This window comes from Paenirhodobacter sp. (assembly GCF_041916475.1).
Lineage (GTDB): Bacteria > Pseudomonadota > Alphaproteobacteria > Rhodobacterales > Rhodobacteraceae > Rhodobacter.
Genome location: NZ_JAYRZN010000022.1, coordinates 1 through 20,646, shown reverse-complemented (window position 1 = coordinate 20,646; position 20,646 = coordinate 1). Strand labels below are relative to the sequence as shown.

General features: G+C 67.2%; 22 protein-coding genes. 3 read left to right on the top strand and 19 right to left on the bottom strand.

Annotation, left to right across the window (positions count from 1 at the left end):
- Positions 1–11: 11 nt before the first annotated feature.
- The 11 genes from urtA to ACOMG5_RS10525 all read right to left on the bottom strand — a co-directional run bounded on the left by urtA (position 12) and on the right by ACOMG5_RS10525 (position 7,968).
- Complete coding sequence (gene urtA, locus ACOMG5_RS10575; RefSeq protein ID WP_420343764.1) at positions 12–1,307, bottom strand: urea ABC transporter substrate-binding protein; 1,296 nt, start codon at positions 1,305–1,307, stop codon at positions 12–14.
- Positions 1,308–1,636: 329 nt separating this feature from the next.
- The gene (gene ureG / locus ACOMG5_RS10570; protein ID WP_420343763.1) at positions 1,637–2,257 is read right to left on the bottom strand and encodes an urease accessory protein UreG; all 621 of its coding nucleotides are present in this window, start codon (positions 2,255–2,257) and stop codon (positions 1,637–1,639) included.
- Positions 2,254–2,901, bottom strand: coding sequence for an urease accessory protein UreF (locus ACOMG5_RS10565; protein WP_420343762.1), 648 nt, complete (start codon positions 2,899–2,901; stop codon positions 2,254–2,256). Before ACOMG5_RS10565 ends, ureG begins: the two co-directional genes overlap by 4 nt.
- Complete coding sequence (locus ACOMG5_RS10560; protein WP_420343761.1) at positions 2,888–3,376, bottom strand: urease accessory protein UreE; 489 nt, start codon at positions 3,374–3,376, stop codon at positions 2,888–2,890. The genes ACOMG5_RS10565 and ACOMG5_RS10560 overlap by 14 nt, the downstream gene beginning before the upstream one ends.
- Before the next feature lie 10 nt (positions 3,377–3,386).
- Entirely contained in the window at positions 3,387–5,093 is a 1,707-nt protein-coding gene (gene ureC / locus ACOMG5_RS10555) for an urease subunit alpha (protein ID WP_420343760.1), read from the bottom strand.
- Positions 5,094–5,103: 10 nt separating this feature from the next.
- The gene (locus tag ACOMG5_RS10550) at positions 5,104–5,430 is read right to left on the bottom strand and encodes a lysozyme inhibitor LprI family protein (RefSeq protein WP_420343759.1); all 327 of its coding nucleotides are present in this window, start codon (positions 5,428–5,430) and stop codon (positions 5,104–5,106) included.
- A gap of 41 nt (positions 5,431–5,471) precedes the next feature.
- Positions 5,472–5,777 carry an urease subunit beta gene (locus ACOMG5_RS10545; protein ID WP_420343758.1) on the bottom strand — a complete coding sequence of 102 codons (306 nt, stop codon included), beginning with the start codon at positions 5,775–5,777 and terminating at the stop codon, positions 5,472–5,474.
- A gap of 17 nt (positions 5,778–5,794) precedes the next feature.
- On the bottom strand, positions 5,795–6,097 hold the full coding sequence (locus ACOMG5_RS10540) for an urease subunit gamma (RefSeq protein ID WP_420343757.1): 303 nt from the start codon (positions 6,095–6,097) through the stop codon (positions 5,795–5,797).
- Between the two features lie 61 nt (positions 6,098–6,158).
- Complete coding sequence (locus ACOMG5_RS10535) at positions 6,159–6,953, bottom strand: urease accessory protein UreD (RefSeq protein ID WP_420343756.1); 795 nt, start codon at positions 6,951–6,953, stop codon at positions 6,159–6,161.
- A gap of 101 nt (positions 6,954–7,054) precedes the next feature.
- A complete protein-coding gene (locus ACOMG5_RS10530; RefSeq protein WP_420343755.1) occupies positions 7,055–7,513 on the bottom strand; it encodes an Lrp/AsnC family transcriptional regulator in 459 nt (152 codons plus the stop codon).
- The gene (locus ACOMG5_RS10525) at positions 7,510–7,968 is read right to left on the bottom strand and encodes an Lrp/AsnC family transcriptional regulator (protein ID WP_420343754.1); all 459 of its coding nucleotides are present in this window, start codon (positions 7,966–7,968) and stop codon (positions 7,510–7,512) included. Before ACOMG5_RS10525 ends, ACOMG5_RS10530 begins: the two co-directional genes overlap by 4 nt.
- A gap of 123 nt (positions 7,969–8,091) precedes the next feature.
- Here ACOMG5_RS10525 and ilvC point away from each other — a divergent pair, with 123 nt between their 5' ends.
- Together ilvC and ACOMG5_RS10515 are read left to right on the top strand one after the other, a co-directional pair.
- Positions 8,092–9,114 carry a ketol-acid reductoisomerase gene (ilvC, locus tag ACOMG5_RS10520; RefSeq protein WP_420343753.1) on the top strand — a complete coding sequence of 341 codons (1,023 nt, stop codon included), beginning with the start codon at positions 8,092–8,094 and terminating at the stop codon, positions 9,112–9,114.
- Positions 9,115–9,217: 103 nt separating this feature from the next.
- Positions 9,218–9,586 carry a hypothetical protein gene (locus tag ACOMG5_RS10515; RefSeq protein ID WP_420343752.1) on the top strand — a complete coding sequence of 123 codons (369 nt, stop codon included), beginning with the start codon at positions 9,218–9,220 and terminating at the stop codon, positions 9,584–9,586.
- Here the strand turns inward: ACOMG5_RS10515 and glmM are convergent.
- From glmM to ACOMG5_RS10475, 8 genes are all read right to left on the bottom strand, one after another.
- Positions 9,583–10,926 (bottom strand): phosphoglucosamine mutase, encoded by a 1,344-nt coding sequence (glmM, locus tag ACOMG5_RS10510; protein WP_420343751.1) that lies wholly within the window; start codon positions 10,924–10,926, stop codon positions 9,583–9,585. The two genes, ACOMG5_RS10515 and glmM, sit on opposite strands and share 4 nt — an antisense overlap.
- Positions 10,923–11,936 (bottom strand): dihydropteroate synthase, encoded by a 1,014-nt coding sequence (folP, locus tag ACOMG5_RS10505; RefSeq protein ID WP_420343750.1) that lies wholly within the window; start codon positions 11,934–11,936, stop codon positions 10,923–10,925. Before folP ends, glmM begins: the two co-directional genes overlap by 4 nt.
- Before the next feature lie 39 nt (positions 11,937–11,975).
- Positions 11,976–12,887, bottom strand: coding sequence for a dihydroneopterin aldolase (locus ACOMG5_RS10500; RefSeq protein ID WP_420343749.1), 912 nt, complete (start codon positions 12,885–12,887; stop codon positions 11,976–11,978).
- Between the two features lie 89 nt (positions 12,888–12,976).
- A complete protein-coding gene (locus tag ACOMG5_RS10495; protein ID WP_420343748.1) occupies positions 12,977–13,657 on the bottom strand; it encodes a cell wall hydrolase in 681 nt (226 codons plus the stop codon).
- 225 nt (positions 13,658–13,882) lie between these two features.
- Complete coding sequence (locus ACOMG5_RS10490) at positions 13,883–16,426, bottom strand: putative PEP-binding protein (RefSeq protein WP_420343747.1); 2,544 nt, start codon at positions 16,424–16,426, stop codon at positions 13,883–13,885.
- An 81-nt stretch (positions 16,427–16,507) separates the two neighbouring features.
- Entirely contained in the window at positions 16,508–18,838 is a 2,331-nt protein-coding gene (gene glyS / locus ACOMG5_RS10485) for a glycine--tRNA ligase subunit beta (RefSeq protein ID WP_420343746.1), read from the bottom strand.
- 1 nt (position 18,839) lies between these two features.
- Complete coding sequence (locus tag ACOMG5_RS10480; protein WP_420343745.1) at positions 18,840–19,313, bottom strand: DUF6446 family protein; 474 nt, start codon at positions 19,311–19,313, stop codon at positions 18,840–18,842.
- Positions 19,310–20,251 carry a glycine--tRNA ligase subunit alpha gene (locus ACOMG5_RS10475; RefSeq protein ID WP_420343744.1) on the bottom strand — a complete coding sequence of 314 codons (942 nt, stop codon included), beginning with the start codon at positions 20,249–20,251 and terminating at the stop codon, positions 19,310–19,312. Before ACOMG5_RS10475 ends, ACOMG5_RS10480 begins: the two co-directional genes overlap by 4 nt.
- 290 nt (positions 20,252–20,541) lie before the next feature.
- Between ACOMG5_RS10475 and ACOMG5_RS10470 the strand changes: the two genes are divergently transcribed.
- Positions 20,542–20,646 (top strand): biotin carboxylase N-terminal domain-containing protein (locus tag ACOMG5_RS10470; RefSeq protein ID WP_420343800.1); only part of this gene is annotated, 105 nt, incomplete at its 3' end.

Here is a 20,646-nt window from a genome sequence, read left to right as displayed (position 1 = left end):
CCCCCCTCAGATCAGTAGTTCGATTTCAGCTGCACGCAGGTCTTGCTGTCCTTGTTGTACATGCCGCATTTCAGCGTCTTCCAGTCCGAGTCCAGCACCGCCGATTCCGGCAGGAAATCCGTCCAGGCATCGCCCGGCACCGGTTCGGTCTGGCTGATGATGTCGAACTGGCCATCGGCCTTGATCTCGCCGATCAGCACCGGCTTGGTCAGGTGGTGGTTCGGCAGCATTTCCGCCTCGGTCCCGGTCAGGTTCGGGAACTTCTGGCCGATCATCGCATCCGAGACCTTGTCCACATCGGTGCTGCCTGCGGCGGTCACCGCGTTCACCCACATGTTGAAGCCGATATAGGTGGCTTCCATCGGGTCATTGGTCACGCGCTTGTCGTTCTTGGTGAAGGCGTGCCATTGGTCGATGAACGCCTTGTTGGCCGGGGTGTCGGCGCTCTCGAAGTAGTTCCAGGCGGCGAGCTGGCCCACCAGGTTCTTCAGGTCGCCCTCGCCCAGGCCGGAAAGCTCCTCTTCGCCCACCGAGAAGGCCACGACCGGGATCTGCTCCGCGGTGATGCCCGAAGCGGCCAGCTCCTTGTAGAAGCCGATGTTCGCATCGCCGTTGATGGTGGAGATGACGCCCACCTTCTTGCCATCCGCGCCGAGCGCCTTCACATCGGCCACGATCTTCGACCAGTCCGACTGGCCGAACGGGGTGTAGTTCACGAAGATGTCGCTCTCCGGGATCCCCTTCGATTTCAGATAGGCCGCGAGGATGTTGTTCGTGGTGCGCGGATAGACATAGTCGGTGCCCAAGAGCGCGAATTTCTGCACGCCCAGCTCGTCGATGAAATAATCCGTCGCCGGGATTGCCTGCTGGTTCGGCGCCGCGCCGGTATAGAACACGTTCTTCGAGGATTCCTCGCCCTCATACTGCACCGGATAGAACAGCAGCCCGTTCAGCTCCTCGATCACCGGCAGCACCGATTTGCGGCTGACGGAAGTCCAGCAGCCGAAGATCACATCCACCTTGTCCACGGTCAGCAGCTCGCGCGCCTTTTCCGCGAACAGCGGCCAGTCCGAAGCCGGATCGACCACCACCGCCTCGAGCTTCTTGCCGTTGATGCCGCCCTTCTTATTCTGTTCGTCGATCAGCATCAGGACGGTGTCCTTCAGCGTCGTTTCGGAAATCGCCATCGTTCCGGAAAGCGAATGCAGCACCCCGACCTTGATCGTGTCGCCCTCGGCAAAGGCTCCTCCGGCCGAAAGCAGCGTGGCAAGCGTGGCGCCGAGCAGGTAGTTACGCATCCCTGTCATCTTTTTCCCTATGGTTTGTTACCGGGGTTGTTCCTGCGCCCATGGCGCCGCCGCGTCCCCTTCGCGGCCCTGAAGGTCCCCTGCGGCCAGTGAACCGGGCGCGGAGACAGGCGGCAAGTTCGCGCCGCATGCGCCCGGGCGCTTCGCAACGCAGCCGTCAAAAATGCACAAAAAACGCGCAGCATTGCCGCATCGGCCTGATTTCAGAGCAAATGCCTGATCGCGCCTGCGTGAACGCCCGGCCACCATGCCGAAAGCGGCGCATTGGGTGCCGAAGGCGACGGCGGGCCGGCCGCCCGCCATCGCCGCAAAACCGTGCCCTCCGGGGCTCAGACAGTCGCGAGCGCGAGCCCGCCTTCGGTTTCCAGAAAGCGCACCACATCGGCGACGCCCACACCCTTGCGCAGCTGCGCCATGATATAGGGCCGGCTGCCGCGCGCGCGCTGCGTGTCCTGCTCCAGCAGCACCGGATCCACCCCCACATAGGGCGCGAGGTCGGTCTTGTTCACGACCAGAAGGTCCGAGCGGCTCACTCCGGGGCCTCGCTTGCGCGGAATGTCCTGCCCGGCTGCGGTATCGATCACATAGATCGTCAGATCGGCCAGTTCGGGGCTGAACGTCGCGGCCAGATTGTCGCCCCCCGATTCGATCAGCACCAGATCCAGATCCGGGAACTGCCGGTTCAGATCGGCGATCGCGGCGAGGTTGATCGAGGCATCCTCGCGGATCGCCGTATGCGGGCAGCCGCCCGTTTCCACCCCGCGGATCCGCTCCGCCGGCAGCACCTGCGCCCGCATCAGCGCCTCGGCATCCTCGCGGGTGTAGATGTCGTTCGTGACCACCGCCATCGAGCAGCGCCCCGCCAGCGCCCGGCACAGCTGCTCGGTCAGCGTCGTCTTGCCCACGCCCACCGGCCCGCCGATTCCCACCCGCAAAGGCCCGTTCGTCATGTCTTGAAGATCCTCACATCCATCGTTTCATGCGCCATCGCCCCGAGATCGGCGCGGAAGGCGGAGCTCGCCAGATCCTCGCGCGTGGCCAGCAGCGCCCGCTCCGCCAGAATCCCGATCAGCGGATGCAGCGCCGCCAGAACCCGCTGCCCCGCCGCCTGCCCGAGCGGCACGAAGCGCACCGCGGCAGAGACCAGATTGGCCGCGAAGGAATGCAGGAACAGCGCGATCACCTGCAGATCCGGCAGCGCGAGCCCCTGCGCCGCCCGCGCCACCGCGAGCGGCAGCGGCAGGGAGCCCGCCAGCTCCCCAGTCATCCCGGCCCGCGCCTCGGTGAAGGCCGCGCCCTGCTCTTCGGTCTCGCGCAGCCGCTCCATGGACCCGGCCAGCGCCCGGGCGATATCCGACAGCTCCTCCAGCGCCTCGCCGCGCAGCGCGCAGGCCATCAGCACCGCATCGTTCCACCCCGCCCCGCAGGCCAGAATATCGGAGAGCCATTCCTCCAGATCCTGCTCGGTGGTGATGTCTTCGGCGGCAATGGCTTGCTCCAGCCCGTGGCTATAGGCGAAGGCGCCGGTCGGGAACGCGGGCGACAGCCATTGCACCAGGCTGAGCAGCGCATGCATCTGCTCAGAGGTGGACATGGAACTGCCCCGGCCCATGCGCATGGCCATGCTCGTGGCCCATGGTGCGGCCCATGCCATAGGCGCCGCCTTCCGGCCGGAACGGCTCCACCGAGGCCGTGACCCGCGCGCCGAGCTGGCGCAGCATCGCCTCCAGCACATGATCGGCCCGGATCACCAGCCGCCCCGGCTCGATCTGGCAGGGCGTATGCCGGTTGCCGATGTGCCAGGCGAGCCGCACCAGATCGCCGGTGATGGAGAGCACCGGCTCCAGCCCGCAGCGCACCTCTATGAGCCGCCCGTCCTCCAGCGCGAAGGCCTCCCCGCCGCTGAGGTTCGCAACTTCCGGCAGATCCACCAGGAACGCGAGCCCTTTCGCCGTGACCAGCCGCTTGCGCCGCAGGAACCGCCCCTCGTAATCCAGCGCGATACTCTCCGCAGCGCCCTGCCACGCGCCCTTCGGCAGGACCCGGCCCGCGCGCGCAATCTCCGTCATCCGCGGCCCCTCAGTACAGGAAATAGCGCTGCGCGAGCGGCAGGCTGCGCGCGGGTTCGCAGGTCAGCAGCACGCCATCGGCGCGCACCTCGTAGGTCTCGGGATGGACCTCGATCTTTGGCAGGGCGGCGTTCAGCTTCATGTCGGCCTTGCCGATGCCGCGCGTGCCCTTCACCGCCAGCACCTGGCGCCCGAGGCCGAGCTGTTCGGCCACCCCCGCCTCGATCGCTGCCCCCGAGACGAAAGTGGCCGTATTCGCCGGGAGCGCACGGCCATAGGCGCCGAACATCGGCCGGGTGTAGAACGGCTGCGCCGGGATCGAGCCGTTCGGATCGCCCATCTGCGCCGCGACGATCATCCCGCCCATCAGCACCATCTCAGGCTTTGCCCCAAAGAAGGCCGGCTCCCAGAGCACCAGATCGGCGCGCTTGCCGGGCTCGACCGAGCCGATATGCTGCGACACGCCATGCGCGATCGCCGGATTGATCGTATATTTCGCCACATAGCGGCGCACGCGCATGTTGTCGTTGTCGCCGGTCTCCTCGGAGAGGCGGCCGCGCTGCTTCTTCATCTTGTCGGCGGTCTGCCAGCAGCGGGTGATCACCTCGCCCACCCGGCCCATCGCCTGACTGTCGGAGGAGATGATCGAAATCGCCCCCATGTCGTGCAGGATGTCTTCGGCCGCGATGGTTTCCTTGCGGATCCGGCTTTCGGCGAAGGCCACGTCCTCGGGCACCTTGTTGTCCAGGTGATGGCAGACCATCAGCATGTCGAGGTGCTCTTCCAGCGTGTTGCCGGTATAGGGCCGGGTCGGGTTGGTGGAGGACGGGATCACATTCGGCGCCCCCACCACCTTCAGGATGTCGGGCGCATGGCCGCCGCCCGCACCTTCGGTATGGAAGGCGTGGATGGTGCGGCCCTTGAACGCGGCCAGCGTGTTTTCCACGAAGCCCGATTCATTCAGCGTGTCGGTGTGGATCATCACCTGCACGTCCATCTCGTCGGCCACGCTCAGGCAGCAGTCGATCGCGGCGGGCGTGGTGCCCCAGTCCTCGTGCAGCTTCAGCGAGGAGGCCCCCGCCGCCACCATCTCCACCAGCGCCTCGGGCAGCGAGGCATTGCCCTTGCCAGAAAGCGCGAGATTCATCGGGAAGGCCTCGAAAGATTGCAGCATCCGCCCGATGTGCCAGGGCCCCGGCGTGCAGGTGGTGGCAAGCGTGCCATGCGCGGGGCCGGTGCCGCCGCCGAGCATGCAGGTCACCCCGGAATAGAGCGAATCCTCGATCTGCTGCGGGCAGATGAAATGGATATGCGCATCCATGCCGCCCGCGGTCAGGATCTTGCCCTCGCCCGCCAGGATTTCAGTGCCCGGGCCGATGATGATATCCACGCCCGGTTGCGTATCGGGGTTGCCGGCCTTGCCGATCTTCGCGATCAGCCCGTCGCGCAGGCCGATATCGGCCTTGTAGATGCCCGTGTGGTCGAGGATCAGCGCATTGGTGATGACCGTGTCCATCGCCCCGCCCGCGCGGGAGATCTGGCTCTGGCCCATGCCGTCGCGGATGACCTTGCCGCCGCCGAACTTCACCTCCTCGCCATAGGTGGTCAGGTCGCGCTCGACCTCGATGATCAGCTCGGTATCGCCAAGCCGGACCTTGTCGCCGGTCGTGGGCCCGTACATGTCGGCATAGGTGCCGCGCGAGATTTTGGTAGCCATGCCGTTCCTCTCAATTCGACAGATAGGCCGCGCGCAGATCCTCGGTGCGCCGCTCGGTCAAAGTCTTCATGCAGTTCGCCTGCACCAGCGGCTGCATCGTGCCGTCCGCGTAAAGCCCCGCCTCCGCCGCGCAGGCCGCATCGCGGTAGCCGATCCAGGCGCGCTGCGCCGCCAGCAGCTGCGCGGGCGCCTCGCCGCCCGATAGCCTGGCCGCAGCCGCCGCCTGCTTGTACACGCCGTTCAGCCGGTCATCTGCGCCCTGATAGGCGGCCGCGGCACAGGCGTTCATCTCGGTCTGTGTCGTGGCGGTGGCGCAATCCTGCGCCGCTGCGGGCAAAAAAGCCCCTACGCACAGCAGCAGAGACAGCGCGCGCCACCTCACAGCGCGCCCATCACGGCCTGGTTGAATCCATAGACCTTGCGGCCGCCGCGATAGGGCACCAGCCGGACCTCGCGCGTCTGCCCGGGCTCGAAGCGCACCGCGGTGCCGGCCGCGATGTCGAGCCGCATCCCCCGCGCCGCGTCCCGGTCGAAGCTCAGCCCGGCGTTGGTTTCGGCGAAATGGTAATGCGAGCCCACCTGGATCGGCCGGTCCCCGGTATTGGCTACGCTCAGGGTGATGGCCTCGAGCCCCTCGTTCAGGGATATATCGCCTTCCGCGGGAAAAATCTCACCTGGAATCATATCATTGCCCTCCGAAGTTAACGTATCGGATGATGTACGGTGACGAGCTTGGTGCCATCCGGGAAGGTGGCCTCGATCTGGATCGAATGGATCATCTCGGGGATGCCCTCCATGCATTGCTCGCGGGTGATGACCTGCGCGCCCGCCTCCATCAGATCGGCGACGGTGCGGCCATCGCGCGCGCCCTCCACCACGAAATCGGAAATGATCGCGATCGCCTCGGGGTGGTTCAGCTTCACGCCGCGGCTCAGCCGGTTGCGCGCCACGATGGCGGCAAGGCTGATCAGCAGCTTGTCCTTCTCGCGCGGGATCAGGTTCATCGTCGTCCTCTCGTCGCTGCCGCCCGTGCGGCGCCTTCCGTTTGCCGCCCGTCGCGGCGCGTTACAATTGCCAGACCCGCGGCGGGGCAGCGCTTCGGCGCAGTGCCGCCATCAGCGCGAGGATCTGCTGGCGCAGCGGCCAGCCATCCGCCGCCAGCAGCCGCACCACGCATTTCCCGTCCCAGCCGGAGGCCGCGGCCTCCACCCCCGGAACCGTCAGTGCGCCGCGCGCCGCGGCCACCGCATCCTCCGCCCCGCGCGCGCACAGAACCAGCGTCGCGAAGGCCCGCGCAGCCCCGAGGAGCGCATGCCGGGGCTGCGGAGCCGAAAGCGTCAGCGGCTCCAGAAACACCGGCCGCCCGGCCCGCTCGATCCGCCGATGGTCGCGAAAGCGCAGCGCGCGCACCGTTTCGCCCATCGCCGCCCGGCCCAGCACCACCGCCTCCAGCATCAGGCAGCCCGCCTCTGGCCCAAGCGAGATCACCGTCTCGCGGTCCAGATCCGCCCGGTCGAACAGGATGGTTTCCTGCGGCAGCCAGTCGAGCCAGCCCGCCCCCTCTACCCGGTGCCGCACGCTGACCTTCGCAGGCCCGTGATCGGCGCGGTAGGCGCGCTCGGCCGCCTGGGTCGTCGCGACCATCCGCGCATCCGTTTCAGTGGCATAGGACAGCCGGTCCCCCGAGGTGAGCCCGCCCGATGTGTTCAGGAACACCACCTCCGGCACGCCCCGCACCCGCGGCAACAGCGCCTTGGCCGAGCCCTGCTGGCGCAGCCCGCGCAGGCGCCCGCCCGCAAAGGCCGCCGAGGCCTCGCCCTGGCTGCGCTGCATGCGGATCTGGTCGGATGTGTCGAACATGGCTTCCCCTTGCCCCGATCTAACCGCCGATCCGGCGCAAGGTCCATCCCGGGCGGGGGCCACGGCTCGTACTCTCCGATTATTGCCGAAAAATCAGGCAGTCAGCCCAGGGGCCCCGCCAGCCGCTCCTCCGAGAGCAGCACATTCGCCTCCACCTGCCCAAGGCCAGGCAGCGTCATGATCCGCCGCCGCAGCACGCGCTCGAAATCGGCGATGTCGCGGGCGCGCACCTTCACCCGGTAGTCGAACAGGCCCAGGACGTGCTGCACCACCTGCACCTCGGGGATCGCGGTCAAAGCGCGCTCGAAATCCTCGAAACTCACCCGCCCCTTCGCGGCGAGCTTCACGCCAAGGAATACCGTCACCCCGAATCCCACCGCCGCATGATCCAGCACCAGCCGCCGCCCGGCGAGGATGCCCTCCTCCTCCAGCCGCCGGATCCGGCGCCAGCAGGCCGGCTGAGACAGCCCGAGCCGCCGCCCGAGCGCCCCGGCGGTGAGCGTGCCATCGGCCTCCAGCGCGCGCAGGATCGCCCGGTCCAGATCGTCGAGCGCGATCACAGCGGCAGCTCCTCGGTATCCTTCAGGGTAGAAATCAGCATCAGCGCCTCGGTATCCTGAATATGCGGCAGGGTCAGGATCCGGGCGCGGTAAATCTCCTGCCAATGCGCCATGTCGCGGGCGATGGCGTTCAGGCGCACATCCGTCTGGCCGAGGAAGGTCTGGATCTCCAGCACCTCGGGCACCTCGCGCGCGGCCGCGAGGAACTCATCGAAGGCGCGGGGGTTGGTCTTGTCCAAGGTGAAGCGCAGGCTGACCTCCACCTCCCAGCCGAGCCGGCGCCAGTCAATCACCGCCTGCGCGCCGCGGATCACCCCAGCCTCGCGCAGCTTCTCGATCCGGCGCCAGCAGGTGGCGGTGGTGAGGCCCGCGCGCTCGGCCAGATCGGCCGTCGCCATGCCCGGCTCCGCCAGTAGATGCCGCAGGATACGCCGGTCGGTATCGTCGATCTGCATGATTTTCTCACCAATGCAAAATATCACGCATGATCCTTACCCACCGATGCGCAATTTATCAAACTTTGATCTGAGAGTTTTTGCCAGACGCCTATCCTGACGGCAGCAAAACCGGAGGAACCGATGCGCGTTTATTATGATCGCGATTGCGATGTGAACCTGATCAAGGACAAGAAGGTCGCCATCCTGGGCTACGGCTCGCAAGGCCACGCCCATGCGCTGAACCTGCGCGATTCGGGCGCGAAGAACGTCGTTGTCGCGCTGCGCGAGGGTTCGCCCTCGGCGAAGAAGGCTGAAGCCGAAGGCCTGAAGGTCATGGGCATCGCCGAAGCGGCCGCCTGGTGCGACCTGATCATGTTCACCATGCCCGACGAACTGCAGGCCGAGACCTACAAGAAATACGTTCATGACAACCTGAAGGAAGGCTCCGCCATCGCCTTCGCCCACGGGCTGAACGTGCATTTCGGCCTGATCGAGCCGAAGAAGGGCGTCGACGTGATCATGATGGCGCCGAAGGGCCCGGGCCACACCGTGCGCGGCGAATATGTGAAGGGCGGCGGCGTGCCCTGCCTCGTGGCCGTGCACAACGACGCGACCGGCAAGGCGATGGAAATCGGCCTGTCCTACTGCTCCGCCATCGGCGGCGGCCGTTCGGGCATCATCGAGACCAACTTCCGCCAGGAATGCGAAACCGACCTGTTCGGCGAGCAGGCGGTGCTGTGCGGCGGCCTGGTGGAGCTGATCCGCATGGGCTTCGAGACCCTGGTCGAGGCGGGCTACGAGCCCGAGATGGCCTATTTCGAATGCCTCCACGAAGTGAAGCTGATCGTCGACCTGATCTATGAAGGCGGCATCGCGAACATGAACTACTCGATCTCGAACACCGCCGAATATGGCGAGTATGTCTCGGGCCCGCGCGTCCTGCCCTACGCGGAAACCAAGGCGCGGATGAAGGAAGTCCTGCAAGACATCCAGAACGGCAAGTTCGTGCGCGATTTCATGCAGGAAAACGCCGTCGGCCAGCCGTTCTTCAAGGCCACCCGCCGCCTGAACGACGAGCACCAGATCGAGCAGGTCGGCGCCAAGCTGCGCGCGATGATGCCCTGGATCGGCAAGGGCAAGCTGGTCGACAAAGACCGCAACTGATCCTTCGCCCCCCGTGGCGCGGGCACGGCTCCTCCGGGAGCCGCGCCTTTTCGTTTGCGGCCGCGCGCGGTTGTTCCTACCCTGCCCCGCGAAGGAGACCCCGATGCCCGATCCCAGCCCTGAAGAGCTCGCCCGTATCCAAGCCGACCGCGCCCGGATCTTCCACGGGCAATGGTTCCGCGACCTGATCTCGGGGCGGCTCGGCTTCGGCGATACGTTCTGGCTCGGGAATTATGGCATCCTGCTGGCGGTGGTGCCGGTTCTGGTGCTGCTGGGCGGGCTGGTCTATGCGCAGGCGCCCGAAGCGCTGGCGCCGCTCCTGCGCGGGGCGGCGCTGTTGCTGGCCCTATGGCGCGGCGTCGTGCTGCGCGCGCTCCTTCGGCTGCGCGCACGGGGCGGCTGGGCCATCACCGGGCTGATCTGGACGGGCATTGAGGCCCTGGCCGCGCTGCGCTACGGCCTCGCGCTCTAGACCGCCGCCTCCACCGCGGCGACGATCTCGCCGACCACGGCATTCAGCACGGCCTCGTCGCCACATTCCGCCATCACCCGGATCAGTGGCTCGGTGCCGGATTTGCGGATCAGGAGCCGCCCCTGCCCTTGCAGCCGCGCCTCGGCATCGGCAATCACCTTCTGCACGCTCTCGGCCGCCAGCGGCTCCTGCCCCGCGCCGTAGCGCACGTTCTTCAGCAATTGCGGCACGGTATCGAACTGCTTCGCGAGCTCCGAGGCCGGGCGCCCGGTCTCGGCCATTGCCGCCAGGAACTGCAGCCCCGCCATCAGCCCGTCGCCGGTGGTGGCGTAATCGGTCATCACGATATGGCCGGATTGCTCGCCGCCAAGGTTGAACCCGCCCTCGCGCATCCGCTCGACCACATAGCGGTCACCGACCTTGGTGCGCTCCAGCCGGAGCCCGCGCCCGGTCAGGAACTGCTCGAGCCCGAGGTTCGACATCACCGTGGCCACCAGCGCGCCGCCGCGCAGGCGCCCCTCCTCGGCCCAGCGGCGCGCGAACAGCGCCATGATCTGGTCGCCATCGGCGACCTCGCCCTTCTCGTCAATGATCATCACCCGGTCGGCATCGCCATCGAGCGAGATCCCGAAATCCGCGCTGTGCCAGACCACCGCCTCCGAAGCGGTGCGGGTGAAGGTGGAGCCGCATTTCTCGTTGATGTTGTGGCCATTGGGCGCGACCCCGACCGGGATCACCTCGCAGCCCAGCTCCCACAGCACCTCGGGCGCCGCCTTGTAGGCCGCACCATTCGCGCAATCGATCACCACCTTCATCCCGGAAAGGCGCCCGCGCGCCGGGAAGGTCGTCTTGGCATATTCCACATAGCGGCCCATTCCATCGTCGATCCGCTTCGCGCGGCCGATGTTCTGCGGCTGCGCGAGGCGCACCTCGCCCGCGACCATGGCCTCGATCTCGGCCTCGGCCTCATCCGAGAGCTTGAACCCGTCCGGGCCGAAGAACTTGATCCCGTTGTCGCGCGCCGGGTTGTGGCTCGCGGAGATCATGATCCCGAGATCCGCCCGCATCGAGCGGGTCAGATAGCCCACCGCCGGGGTCGGCACCGGGCCGAGCAGCAGCACGTTCATCCCCGTCGAGGTCAGCCCGGCGGTCAGCGCATTCTCCAGCATGTAGCCCGAGAGCCGCGTGTCCTTCCCGATCACCACCCGGTAGCCATTGCCGGAATCGCGCCGGAAATACCGCCCCGCCGCCGCGCCGAGCTTCAGCGCCATTTCGGCGGTCATCGGCCAGCTGTTCGCCTCGCCGCGCACCCCATCCGTGCCGAAAAGCTTCCGCGTCATGCCGCACCCTTTCTGATCGCTTCCCAAAGCCGCAGCCCCTGCACCACCTCGGCCACATCATGGACCCGGTGAATCTGTGCGCCCTGCGCCACCCCCGCCAGCGTGACCGCGAGGGTGCCGGGCATACGCTCGCGCGCCACCTCCACCCCGGCGAGCGCGCCGATGAACCGTTTGCGCGACACCCCGAGCAGGATCGCGCAGCCCAGCCCGTGAAACAGGCTCAGCCCCCGCAGCAGCGCGAGATTATGCGCCACCGTCTTGCCAAAGCCGATGCCCGGATCCACGAGGATCCGCGCGCGCGCAATGCCCGCCGCCTCGGCCTCCGCGACGCGCGCCTCGAGGTAATCGTAAACGTCGAGCAGCACATCGTCATAGGCCGGCGCGGCCTGCATCGTCTGCGGATCGCCCTGCGCATGCATCAGGCAGATCGCCGCCCCCGCCGATGCGACGACCCCGGTCATGCCTGGGTCGAATTCCATCGCGGCCACATCGTTGACGATCTCCGCCCCGGCCGAGAGCGCCGCCCGCGCCACCGCGGATTTGCGCGTATCGATCGAGAGAGCCACCCGCGCGCCCGCCGCGCGCAGGGCGATGATCGTCGGCGCGGTGCGGGCGATTTCCTCGGCCACCGGCACGTCCTGCGCGCCCGGCCGGGTGGATTCACCCCCCAGATCGAGCACATCCGCCCCCGCCGCGATCATCTCCTGCGCATGGCTGAGCGCCGGCGCCAGATCCTTGTAGAGCCCGCCGTCGGAGAAGCTGTCCGGGGTCAGGTTCAGGATGCCCATCACGCGGGGGGAATCCATGCCGAGCCCGGCAATCTCCGAGCGCGGCTCCGTCAGCCGCGCCCGAACAGGCTGGGGCAGATCCCCGGCCGCAATGCGCGCCCGCCCGCCCGCGCGGTCCAGCACCTCCACCGCATCGAACCAGCACCACCCGCCCGCAAGCGGCAGCGCGCCTTCGGGGCGGACAGGGTCGAACTGGGCGATGGGGCGGTAGTATTGCTTCATGCAGGTGCTATCGCGCGCCACGGCCCGATTGACAAGCCTTCAGGCCCCGCAGGCGATCACCGGCACGCGGCTTCCTGCCGGGACCGAAACATCGCCGTGAAGCTCCAGCCGCTCCGCCGCCATCTGTTCGGCGAGCCACAGCGCCAGCGCGATGGAATCGCGCGCAGGCCCCTTCGGCCCGTCCACCGCATCCAGCACGATCTTGGAGGGCGCCCAGACCACCATCTGGCCATGCTTCATCGCCCAGTCGATCTCGGTCCGGGTCGCGACGACGACACAGCGCCGGTCGCGCGCGGCGAGCATCCAGGCGTTCTGCTCGATCGCCAGCAGGTCGATGCGCCGCTGCGTCGGCTTCTGCCCGGTTTCGGGCACCGGGGCATCGGGCAGGCCCACCGCCAGGATCACCGGCGCGCCCGAGGCCTGCAGCCGATCGAGCCGCGCGGCGAGGCCCGGCGCCGCGATCGCTTCATTGGAAATCCAGGCCACCACCGGATGCAGATCGGCCTGCCCCCCGATCGCCGCCACCGGCACCGCGGCGCGCGCGCGCACGATCTCGACGCCCAGAGCCCCGGGCCCGCGGTCGAGCTTCTCGATCCGCACGAAAACGCGCATCGCCTGCGGCTCCGCCAGGATCCGCTCCGCCACGCGCTCGGCCAGCGTTTCGAGCAGGTTCAGCCGCTCCGCCGCAAGCTCGGCCGCGATGGCCTCGGTGATGCGGTCGTAGGAGAGGATCCGGTCGACGTCATCCTCCAGCGGCGCGGGCGCGGGGCGCACCTCCACCACCACGTTGAACCGCAGCCGCTGGCCATGGCCGCGCTCCTGCTGGAAGGCGCCAATGTCGGCGCTGACGATGTGGTCGCGCAGGCTGATCCGGTCGCGCGGGTCCGCAGGCGCCGAAGCGACGGCGCGCTCCTCGGGATGCGCGAAGGCGAGGGAAGTGTCGGTGGTCATCGGATCCGGTCCAGTTTCGCCCCAAGGATATAACGACGGGGTGGACCCAAGCCCACCCCGAAACGTCACAACCCGACCGTCAAGCGACCTCAGTTGGAGGCAGTCTGCACCGATTTGCGGTAGAACAGATGCGCCCCGATCCGGGTGGTATTCTCGAACCGGCGCGACCAGCTCGGGCGCACCGATACGGTGTGGAAATAGGTGGCGCCATCGGTCAGGGTCCGCGGAGCGCCATCGAGCATCGCCCGAGCGAGCTTCTCGGCGCGGCGGTAGGCGGCCATGTTGCCCGGCGCGTCGGAGCGGCCATCGCAGACATAGCTGAACTGGCAGCTCCGGCCCGAGCGCTGGTTCACCACGCCGCAGACGGTCTTCGGGAAGGCGACGTCATCCACCCGGTTGAGAACGACCTCGCCCACCGCGCGCTGCCCGGCGACGCCTTCGCCGCGCGCTTCGTGATACATCGCCGAGGCGAGGCACTGCACCTGCGCATCCTGATCCGGCACCGGCTGCGCATCGAGCCAGGCCTCGGTCAGACGGCCGGTGCCGTCTGCCCGGTTGGATCCTTCTGCAGGATCCGCCACGAGCGCGTTCATCCGCGCGCCCGACACCGACCCCAACGCCGCCCGCTCTTCGCCAAGCAACGACACAAGCCCCGATTCCGCCTCTGCGCCGGGATCGTTCGACTGGCTTACCGTAACTTCGGCACGCAAGCCTCCGGCAAGGGCAAGGAGGACAATCGCGCCCCCCGTCCAGCTTTTCAGCACTGACATGTAGGCCTTCCGATAAGGACAATCGCCCCGGCACATGGCCGGGACCCGAGGCGGTTAATCGAAATTAACGCCGCCTGTCCACATATCGATTCAAAAATAGGCGAAATTCAGCCGTTTAGCGGCGGAAATTCGCGCAGATGCAACCCGACTCACGGCCGGATCACATCTTCGATATCTATTTCCAAGCAACTCAAAACGCCAGAGGAATCATTACGTCAAGATGGTTCAGATACCGCCCCGGCCGCGCGGCGCCAGAAGCGCGAAATGCGCCGCCGCCAAACGGGCGACCGGCACCCGGAACGGCGAGCAGGAGACGTAATCGAACCCCGCCGCCCGGCAGAAGGCGATTGATTCGGGGTTACCACCGTGTTCACCACAGACGGAAATAGTGATATTTTGCCGGGCATTACGCCCTCTTCCGGCACCAATCAGCAGCAGTTCCCCAACGCCTTCGACATCGAGAATGTGGAACGGATCCTCGGCATAAACGCCCTGTTTGACGTAATTGTTCATGAATCTGCCCGCGTCATCGCGCGACAATCCGTAGGTCATCTGCGTCAGGTCATTGGTCCCGAAGGACAGGAAATCGGCGTGCTCGGCGATTTCTCCGGCGCGCAGGGCCGCGCGCGGCGTCTCCACCATCACCCCGAGCCGGTAGGTGAAGCTCGCCTTCATCTCGTTGCGCACCGCCGCCGCCACGGCGTCGATGCGGGTCTTCACCAACTCCACCTCGCGTGCGGCCGAGACCAGCGGGATCATCACCTCCGGCACCACCGGGGCGCCACGCCGGCGCGCCTCCACCGCCGCCTCGAAGATGGCGCGGGCCTGCATGTCGTAGATCTCGGGGATGGTCACCCCGAGCCGCACGCCCCGCATCCCGAGCATCGGGTTGAACTCGCGCAGTGCCTCGCAGCGCCGCGTCACCTCCGACAGCGGCCGGTCCAGCGCCTCCGCAAGCTCCCGCATCCCCTCGCGGTCATGCGGCAGGAATTCGTGCAGCGGCGGGTCGAACAGCCGGATGCAGACCGGCTGCCCCGCCATGATGTCGAACAGAGTGATGAAATCCGCCCGCTGCATCGGCAAGAGCCGCTCCAGCGCCACGCGCCGGTCGTTCGGCGTATCGGCGAAGATCATCTCGCGCATCACCGTGAGCCGGTCCTCGTCGAAGAACATGTGCTCGGTGCGGGCGAGCCCGATGCCCTCGGCCTCGAACATCCGCGCGGTGCGGGCGTCTTCGGGGGTATCGGCATTGGCGCGGATGCCGATGTCGCGCACATTGTCGGCCCAGTGCAGCAGCGTGCGGAAGCCGTCGTCCAGCGCGGGCTCCAGCATGTCGGCCGTGCCAGCCAGCACCTCGCCGTTGGTGCCATCCACGGTGATCACATCGCCTTCGCGGAAGCTGCGCCCGTCGGCCGCGGTCATCACCCGGTCGCGGGTGTTGATGGAAATCTCGGCGCAGCCCGCGATGCAGGGCAGCCCGAGCCCGCGCGCGATCACCGCCGCATGGCTGGTCATGCCGCCGCGCTCGGTCAGCACGGCCACCGCCGCATGCATCCCGCGCACATCCTCGGGCACGGTCTCGCGCCGCACCAGGATGCAGGGCTCGTCGCGCGCGGCCGCGGCCTGTGCCGCTGCGGCCGAGAACACGATCTTGCCCGTTGCCGCCCCCGGCGAGGCGGCGATGCCGCGCGCCAGATGGTCGCGCGGGCCGCGCGGATCGACCTGATAGTGCAGAAGCTCGGTCAGCGCGCGCGGCTCCACCCGCAGCAGCGCATCCTCGCGGCTGATCACCTCGTCGCGCGCCAGCGCCACCGCGATGCGCACCGCCGCCCGCGCCGAGCGGGTGACCCGGATCGCGTCGATCACGGCGAGCTTGCCGCTCTCGATGGTGAATTCGAGCTGCATCTCCTCGCGCAGTTTCTCGCGGCAGCGCCCGCCATCGCGGATCAGCTGCGCGAAGATCTCCGGGTCGGCCTCTTCGAGCGAGGCGCCGCGCGGATCGCGCGTCAGGTACAGCGTCTCGACCGAGGCCTTGCGCCCCTGGCTCTGGCCACGAAAGCGCCCGGTGATGCGCGGCCCGCCGGTCACGGAATCCACGAATTGCATCGTCCCCGAGCCCGAAAACCCCGGCCCGATCCCAAGCGCCATCCGCTGCACCACGAGCCCGAGCACCGCCTCCGCGGGCGCGCCCTTCGCCTGGCGCAACAGCCGCGCGGTCGTGCCCTCCCAGGCGCGCGCCATGGAGCGCAGCACCTCGCCCAGCTGCCGCGCGGGCGATTGCGGGAAGTCCTCATCCGTCTCGGCGCGGTAGGTGGCCAGCGCCGCGCGCAGCGCCCCCGGCCCCGGATCGTCGTGGAACATGTCCGGGTCGAGCCGGGCCACGTTCGTCGCATAGCCCTGCACGAAGCGCAGATAGAGCGCATCCGCCGCCTCGCGGCCATGGCTTTCGGCCAGCCGCGCATGCACCGAATCGTTGATGCCCACGTTCAGCACCGTACCCGGGCCGCCCCATTCGGGGTTCTCCGGGCTGGAGCGGACGGAGACCAGAAAATCGCTCCCGAAGATCTCGGCGATGCGCTGCGTATCGGGCATCTGCCCGGCCGCAATCGCGCGCACCGTTTCTGTCGGCAGCGCGACCGTCTGCGGCACCGGCAAATCCAGCCGGATCAGCCGCTGCAGGCATTTCGCCCGCCAGCCATGCCGCGCCTTGGAGATCTCCGCGATGGGCGTGATCTCGGTGAATTCGGCGAAATCCGCGTATTTCTGCATCGCAGCGATCCCTCGGGTTGAGAGCAGGATAGGCCGAACCGCGGCTTTCGCAAGTGTGACGATGGTCGGGGAACCGAGGGCTCAGCCCTCGATCCGGGTCAGATCGGCAACGCTCAGGCAGATCTGGCGGATGCGCGACAGCAGATTGAGCCGGTTGCGACGGACGATCTGGTTCTCGGCATTGATCTGCACCGCGGTGAAGAAGGCGTCGATCGGGGCGCGCAGCGCGGCCATCGCAGCCATGGCGGCTGCGAAATCCTCGGCCTGCATCGCCGGGCCGATCGCGGCCTCCGCCGCATCCAGCGCGGCGAACAGCGCGGCCTCCTCCGCCCCTTCGACGAATTTCGGATCGGCGCCGAAGCTGTATTCGACGCCGTCCTTCGCCTCGGCCTGCGCGAGGATGTTGTTCGCGCGCTTGAAGCCCTGGATCAGGTTGGTGCCGTCGTCCGTCTTCAGGAAGGCCGCGAGCGCCTCCGCCCGCTTCACCACCAGCGTCAGGTCGTCGCTCCCCGGCATCGCCAGCACCGCGTCGATCACGTCATGCGGGATGTTCTGGTCGCGCAGATAGACCTTGAGGCGGTCGTGGAAGAAGGAGAGGAGGTTCGGCATAAACTTGAATTGTGGAACTGTGATAATCCAGTCGTCATTCTGGCCAGTAACCTTGTTGCCGCCGAATGAAAACTTCTTGGAGCTGTCGAAAGCAGCTTCCGGATTTTCTGATCGGATCGCCCAAACAGTATCACACGCGACATCAATGTCCGCGTCGGCAGGATAAATTCGGAACTCAGAACGCCAATATGGAACGCCCTTGATTCCAGTATCGGCATCATCGACATGTTCCATAGCAATAAAAACGTTGAAACGTTCGCTCCAATACTGTCGGTACGGGACATGCGCCTTGCCAATTAGTTGCAGCAACCCAACCCGCAACCCATTCCCCAGCACCAGCCGGATCACCCCCAGAGCCGCGCGGCGGAGCGCGAAGGGATCCTTCGATCCGGTCGGCTTCTCGTCGATCGCCCAGAAGCCCGTCAGCGTGTCGAGCTTGTCGGCCAGCGCCACGGCCACCGTCACCGGCGCGTTCGGCACCGCATCCGAGGGCCCGAGCGGCGAATAATGCCCGCGGCAGGCCTCGGCCACCGCTTCGGGCAGGTCCGCGGCGCGCGCGTAATAGCTGCCCATCAGGCCCTGCAGCTCGGGGAATTCGCCCACCATGGCCGAGCGCAGATCGGATTTCACCACCCGCGCGGCTTCGGCCGCGAGGTCGGGCGCAGCCCCCGTCAGCGGCGCGATCTCGCGCGCCAGCGCCTCGATCCGGTCGATCCGCGCCTTCTGCGAGCCGAGCTTGTTGTGGAAGGTCACCTGCGCGAGCCCCGCGCCCATGCCCTCCAGCCCCTCGGTCTTCACCACCCGCAGGTCGTGCTCCCAGAAGAATTTCGCATCCGACAGCCGCGCCGAGAGCACCTTCAGGTTGCCCTTCAGGATCGTCGCGCCATGATCGGCCGTCTCGCGGTTCGCGACGGTGACGAAGCCCTCGATCCGCCCGGTCTTGGGGTTCTTCACCGAGAAGAACTTCTGATGCTCCTTCATCGAGGTCTGCAGCACTTCGGGCGGCAGCCCGAGGAAGCCCTCGGCAATATCCCCCATCAGCGCCACCGGCCATTCGACCAGCCCCGCCACCTCGGCCAGCAGGCCCTTGTCCTCCACGAGCTCCAGCCCGCGCGCGAAGGCCAGCGTCTTCGCCTCGTTCCAGATCGTCTCCTCGCGCTCGGCGCTGTCGAGCACGACCTTCGCCGCCTTCAGCTTCGCCGCGTAATCCTCAAAGGAGCTCACCGCGAACTCGGCCGGCGCCATGAAGCGGTGGCCGCGCGTGGTCTTGCCCGCAACGATGCCCTCGACCGTGAGCGGCACCACCTCGGCGCCGGCCTCATCGCTCAGGATGCACAGGATCGAATGCAGCGGGCGCACCCACCGCAGGCTGCCCGCGCCCCATCGCATGGATTTGGGCCAGGGGAAGGTGCGGATCGTGCGCTCCAGCACCTCGGCGACAATCTCGGGCGCCTTGCGGCCGGGCTTCGTCACCACCGCGAAATAGACCTGGCCCTTCTTGTCGTCGCGGATCTCCAGCTGATCGAGCGTGAGCCCGGTCGAGCGCAGGAAGCCCTCCACCGCCTTTTCGTTGGCGCTGGTCTGCGGGCCCTTGCGCTCCTCGCGCAGCGTCGGGCTTTCGGCGCTCAGCCCTTCGATCGCGAGCGTGAGCCGACGCGGCGTAGAAAAGGCCGCGGCATGGCCATAGCTCAGCCCCGCCTCCACCAGCCCGTCGGTCACCAGCTTCTTCAGCGCCTCGCGGGCGCCGGGTTGCATCCGCGCCGGGATTTCCTCGGAGAAGAGTTCAATCAGCAGATCGGGCATGTCACTCCCCCGCCTTGTCATTCAGTTGCTGCCAGGCATAAGCCCGGCCATCGGGATAGATCGCCACCACGCGGTCGACACCGGGGTGGACATTCATTTCGGACAGGAAGGCCACCGCGCGGCCCGCCTCCAGATCGGCGCCGATCCGGCCCGCATCGAAGCAGCCAAACCAGGAGGGCGCGGTGAGCGGCGTCGGGTGTTCATAGACCTTGTAGGTCTCGGTCAGCGTCGCGATCGACACGCTGGTGCGGAAGCAGCCGCGGAACCGCAGCGGCGAGCTGCCCGCGTCGATCCCCTCGAACCCGGTCGTGGCCACCGGCTCCTCGGCCCCGCCGAGCGCGGTCAGCCGGATTTCGGCCGCAGGCGTCGCGGCATCGACCGTGTGGTAATAGCCATAGACCTGCGCATACCAGACGCCGGCCCCGGCGATCAGCGCACCGAGCACGATCCCCCCTCCGACCAGCTTGCCATTCACGCCGCATCCCCTGCAGGGGTCCAGCCGCCCGCCGTGGTCTGCACGAAGGCATCGGCGCATTTCTTCGCCAGCGCGCGCACGCGGCCGATATAGGCCTGCCGCTCCGTCACCGAGATCACGCCGCGCGCATCCAGCAGGTTGAACAGGTGGCTGGCCTTGATGCACTGGTCATAGGCCGGATGCGCCATGACGATGCGCTTGCCCGAATTCGGGTCTTCGGCCGGGAAGGCCAGCAGGCGCTCGCATTCGGCCTCGGCATCCTCGAAATGGCGCAGCAGCATGTCGGTATTGGCCGCATCGAAATTGTGGCGGCTGTATTCTTCTTCGGTTTGGCGGAACACATCGCCATAGCTCAGCGCGATCGGCGCGTCCGGGTCGTTGAACGGCATCTCCATCACATGGTCGATGCCCAGCACATACATCGCAAGCCGCTCCAGCCCGTAGGTCAGCTCGCCCGAAACCGGCTTGCAGTCATGCCCGCCGACCTGCTGGAAATAGGTGAACTGGCTCACCTCCATCCCGTCGCACCAGACCTCCCAGCCAAGACCCCAGGCGCCGAGCGTCGGGCTCTCCCAGTCGTCTTCCACGAAGCGGATGTCGTGCAGGCCGAGGTCGATGCCGATCGCTTCCAGCGAGCCGAGATACAGCTCCTGCAGGTTTGCGGGCGAAGGTTTGATCAGCACCTGATACTGATAGTAGTGCTGCAGCCGGTTCGGGTTCTCGCCATAGCGGCCATCCGTCGGGCGGCGCGAGGGCTGCACATAGGCCGCGGCCCAGGGCGTGGAGCCGAGCGAGCGCAGCGTGGTCGCCGGGTGGAAGGTGCCCGCGCCGACCTCCATATCGTAGGGTTGCAGCACCGCGCAGCCCTTCGAGGCCCAATAGCTCATCAGACGCAGGATGATTTCCTGGAAAGAACGGGGGGCTGCGAGGTTCGACATGGGTTACTCCTGCACAAGGCGCCCCCTCTCCTAGGCAAGTGCCGCGCAAGGGTCAACGGGGCCTCGCGCAGGCCGGTCTCCGCAAAGCGGATTTTCTGCGCGGACGCGGCGCGATGCACCCCGGACGCATTCACACGGAGAAGCGTCGCATCAGGACGTGCCTTTTCCAGGGTTTGCAAAACCACGCCCGAAGCAGGTGTTAATTTGCTATGGTTTTCATTTTCCCGCTTGCGCCGCACTGCGGCAGAGATAGGGTTTCGCGATCACCTGACATGGGAGAGGGGAAGTCCATGTTCCGCAAGATATTGGTAGCGAACCGTGGCGAGATAGCGATCCGTGTGATGCGTGCTGCGAATGAGCTGGGGAAGCGCACGGTTGCGGTTTATGCGGAAGAG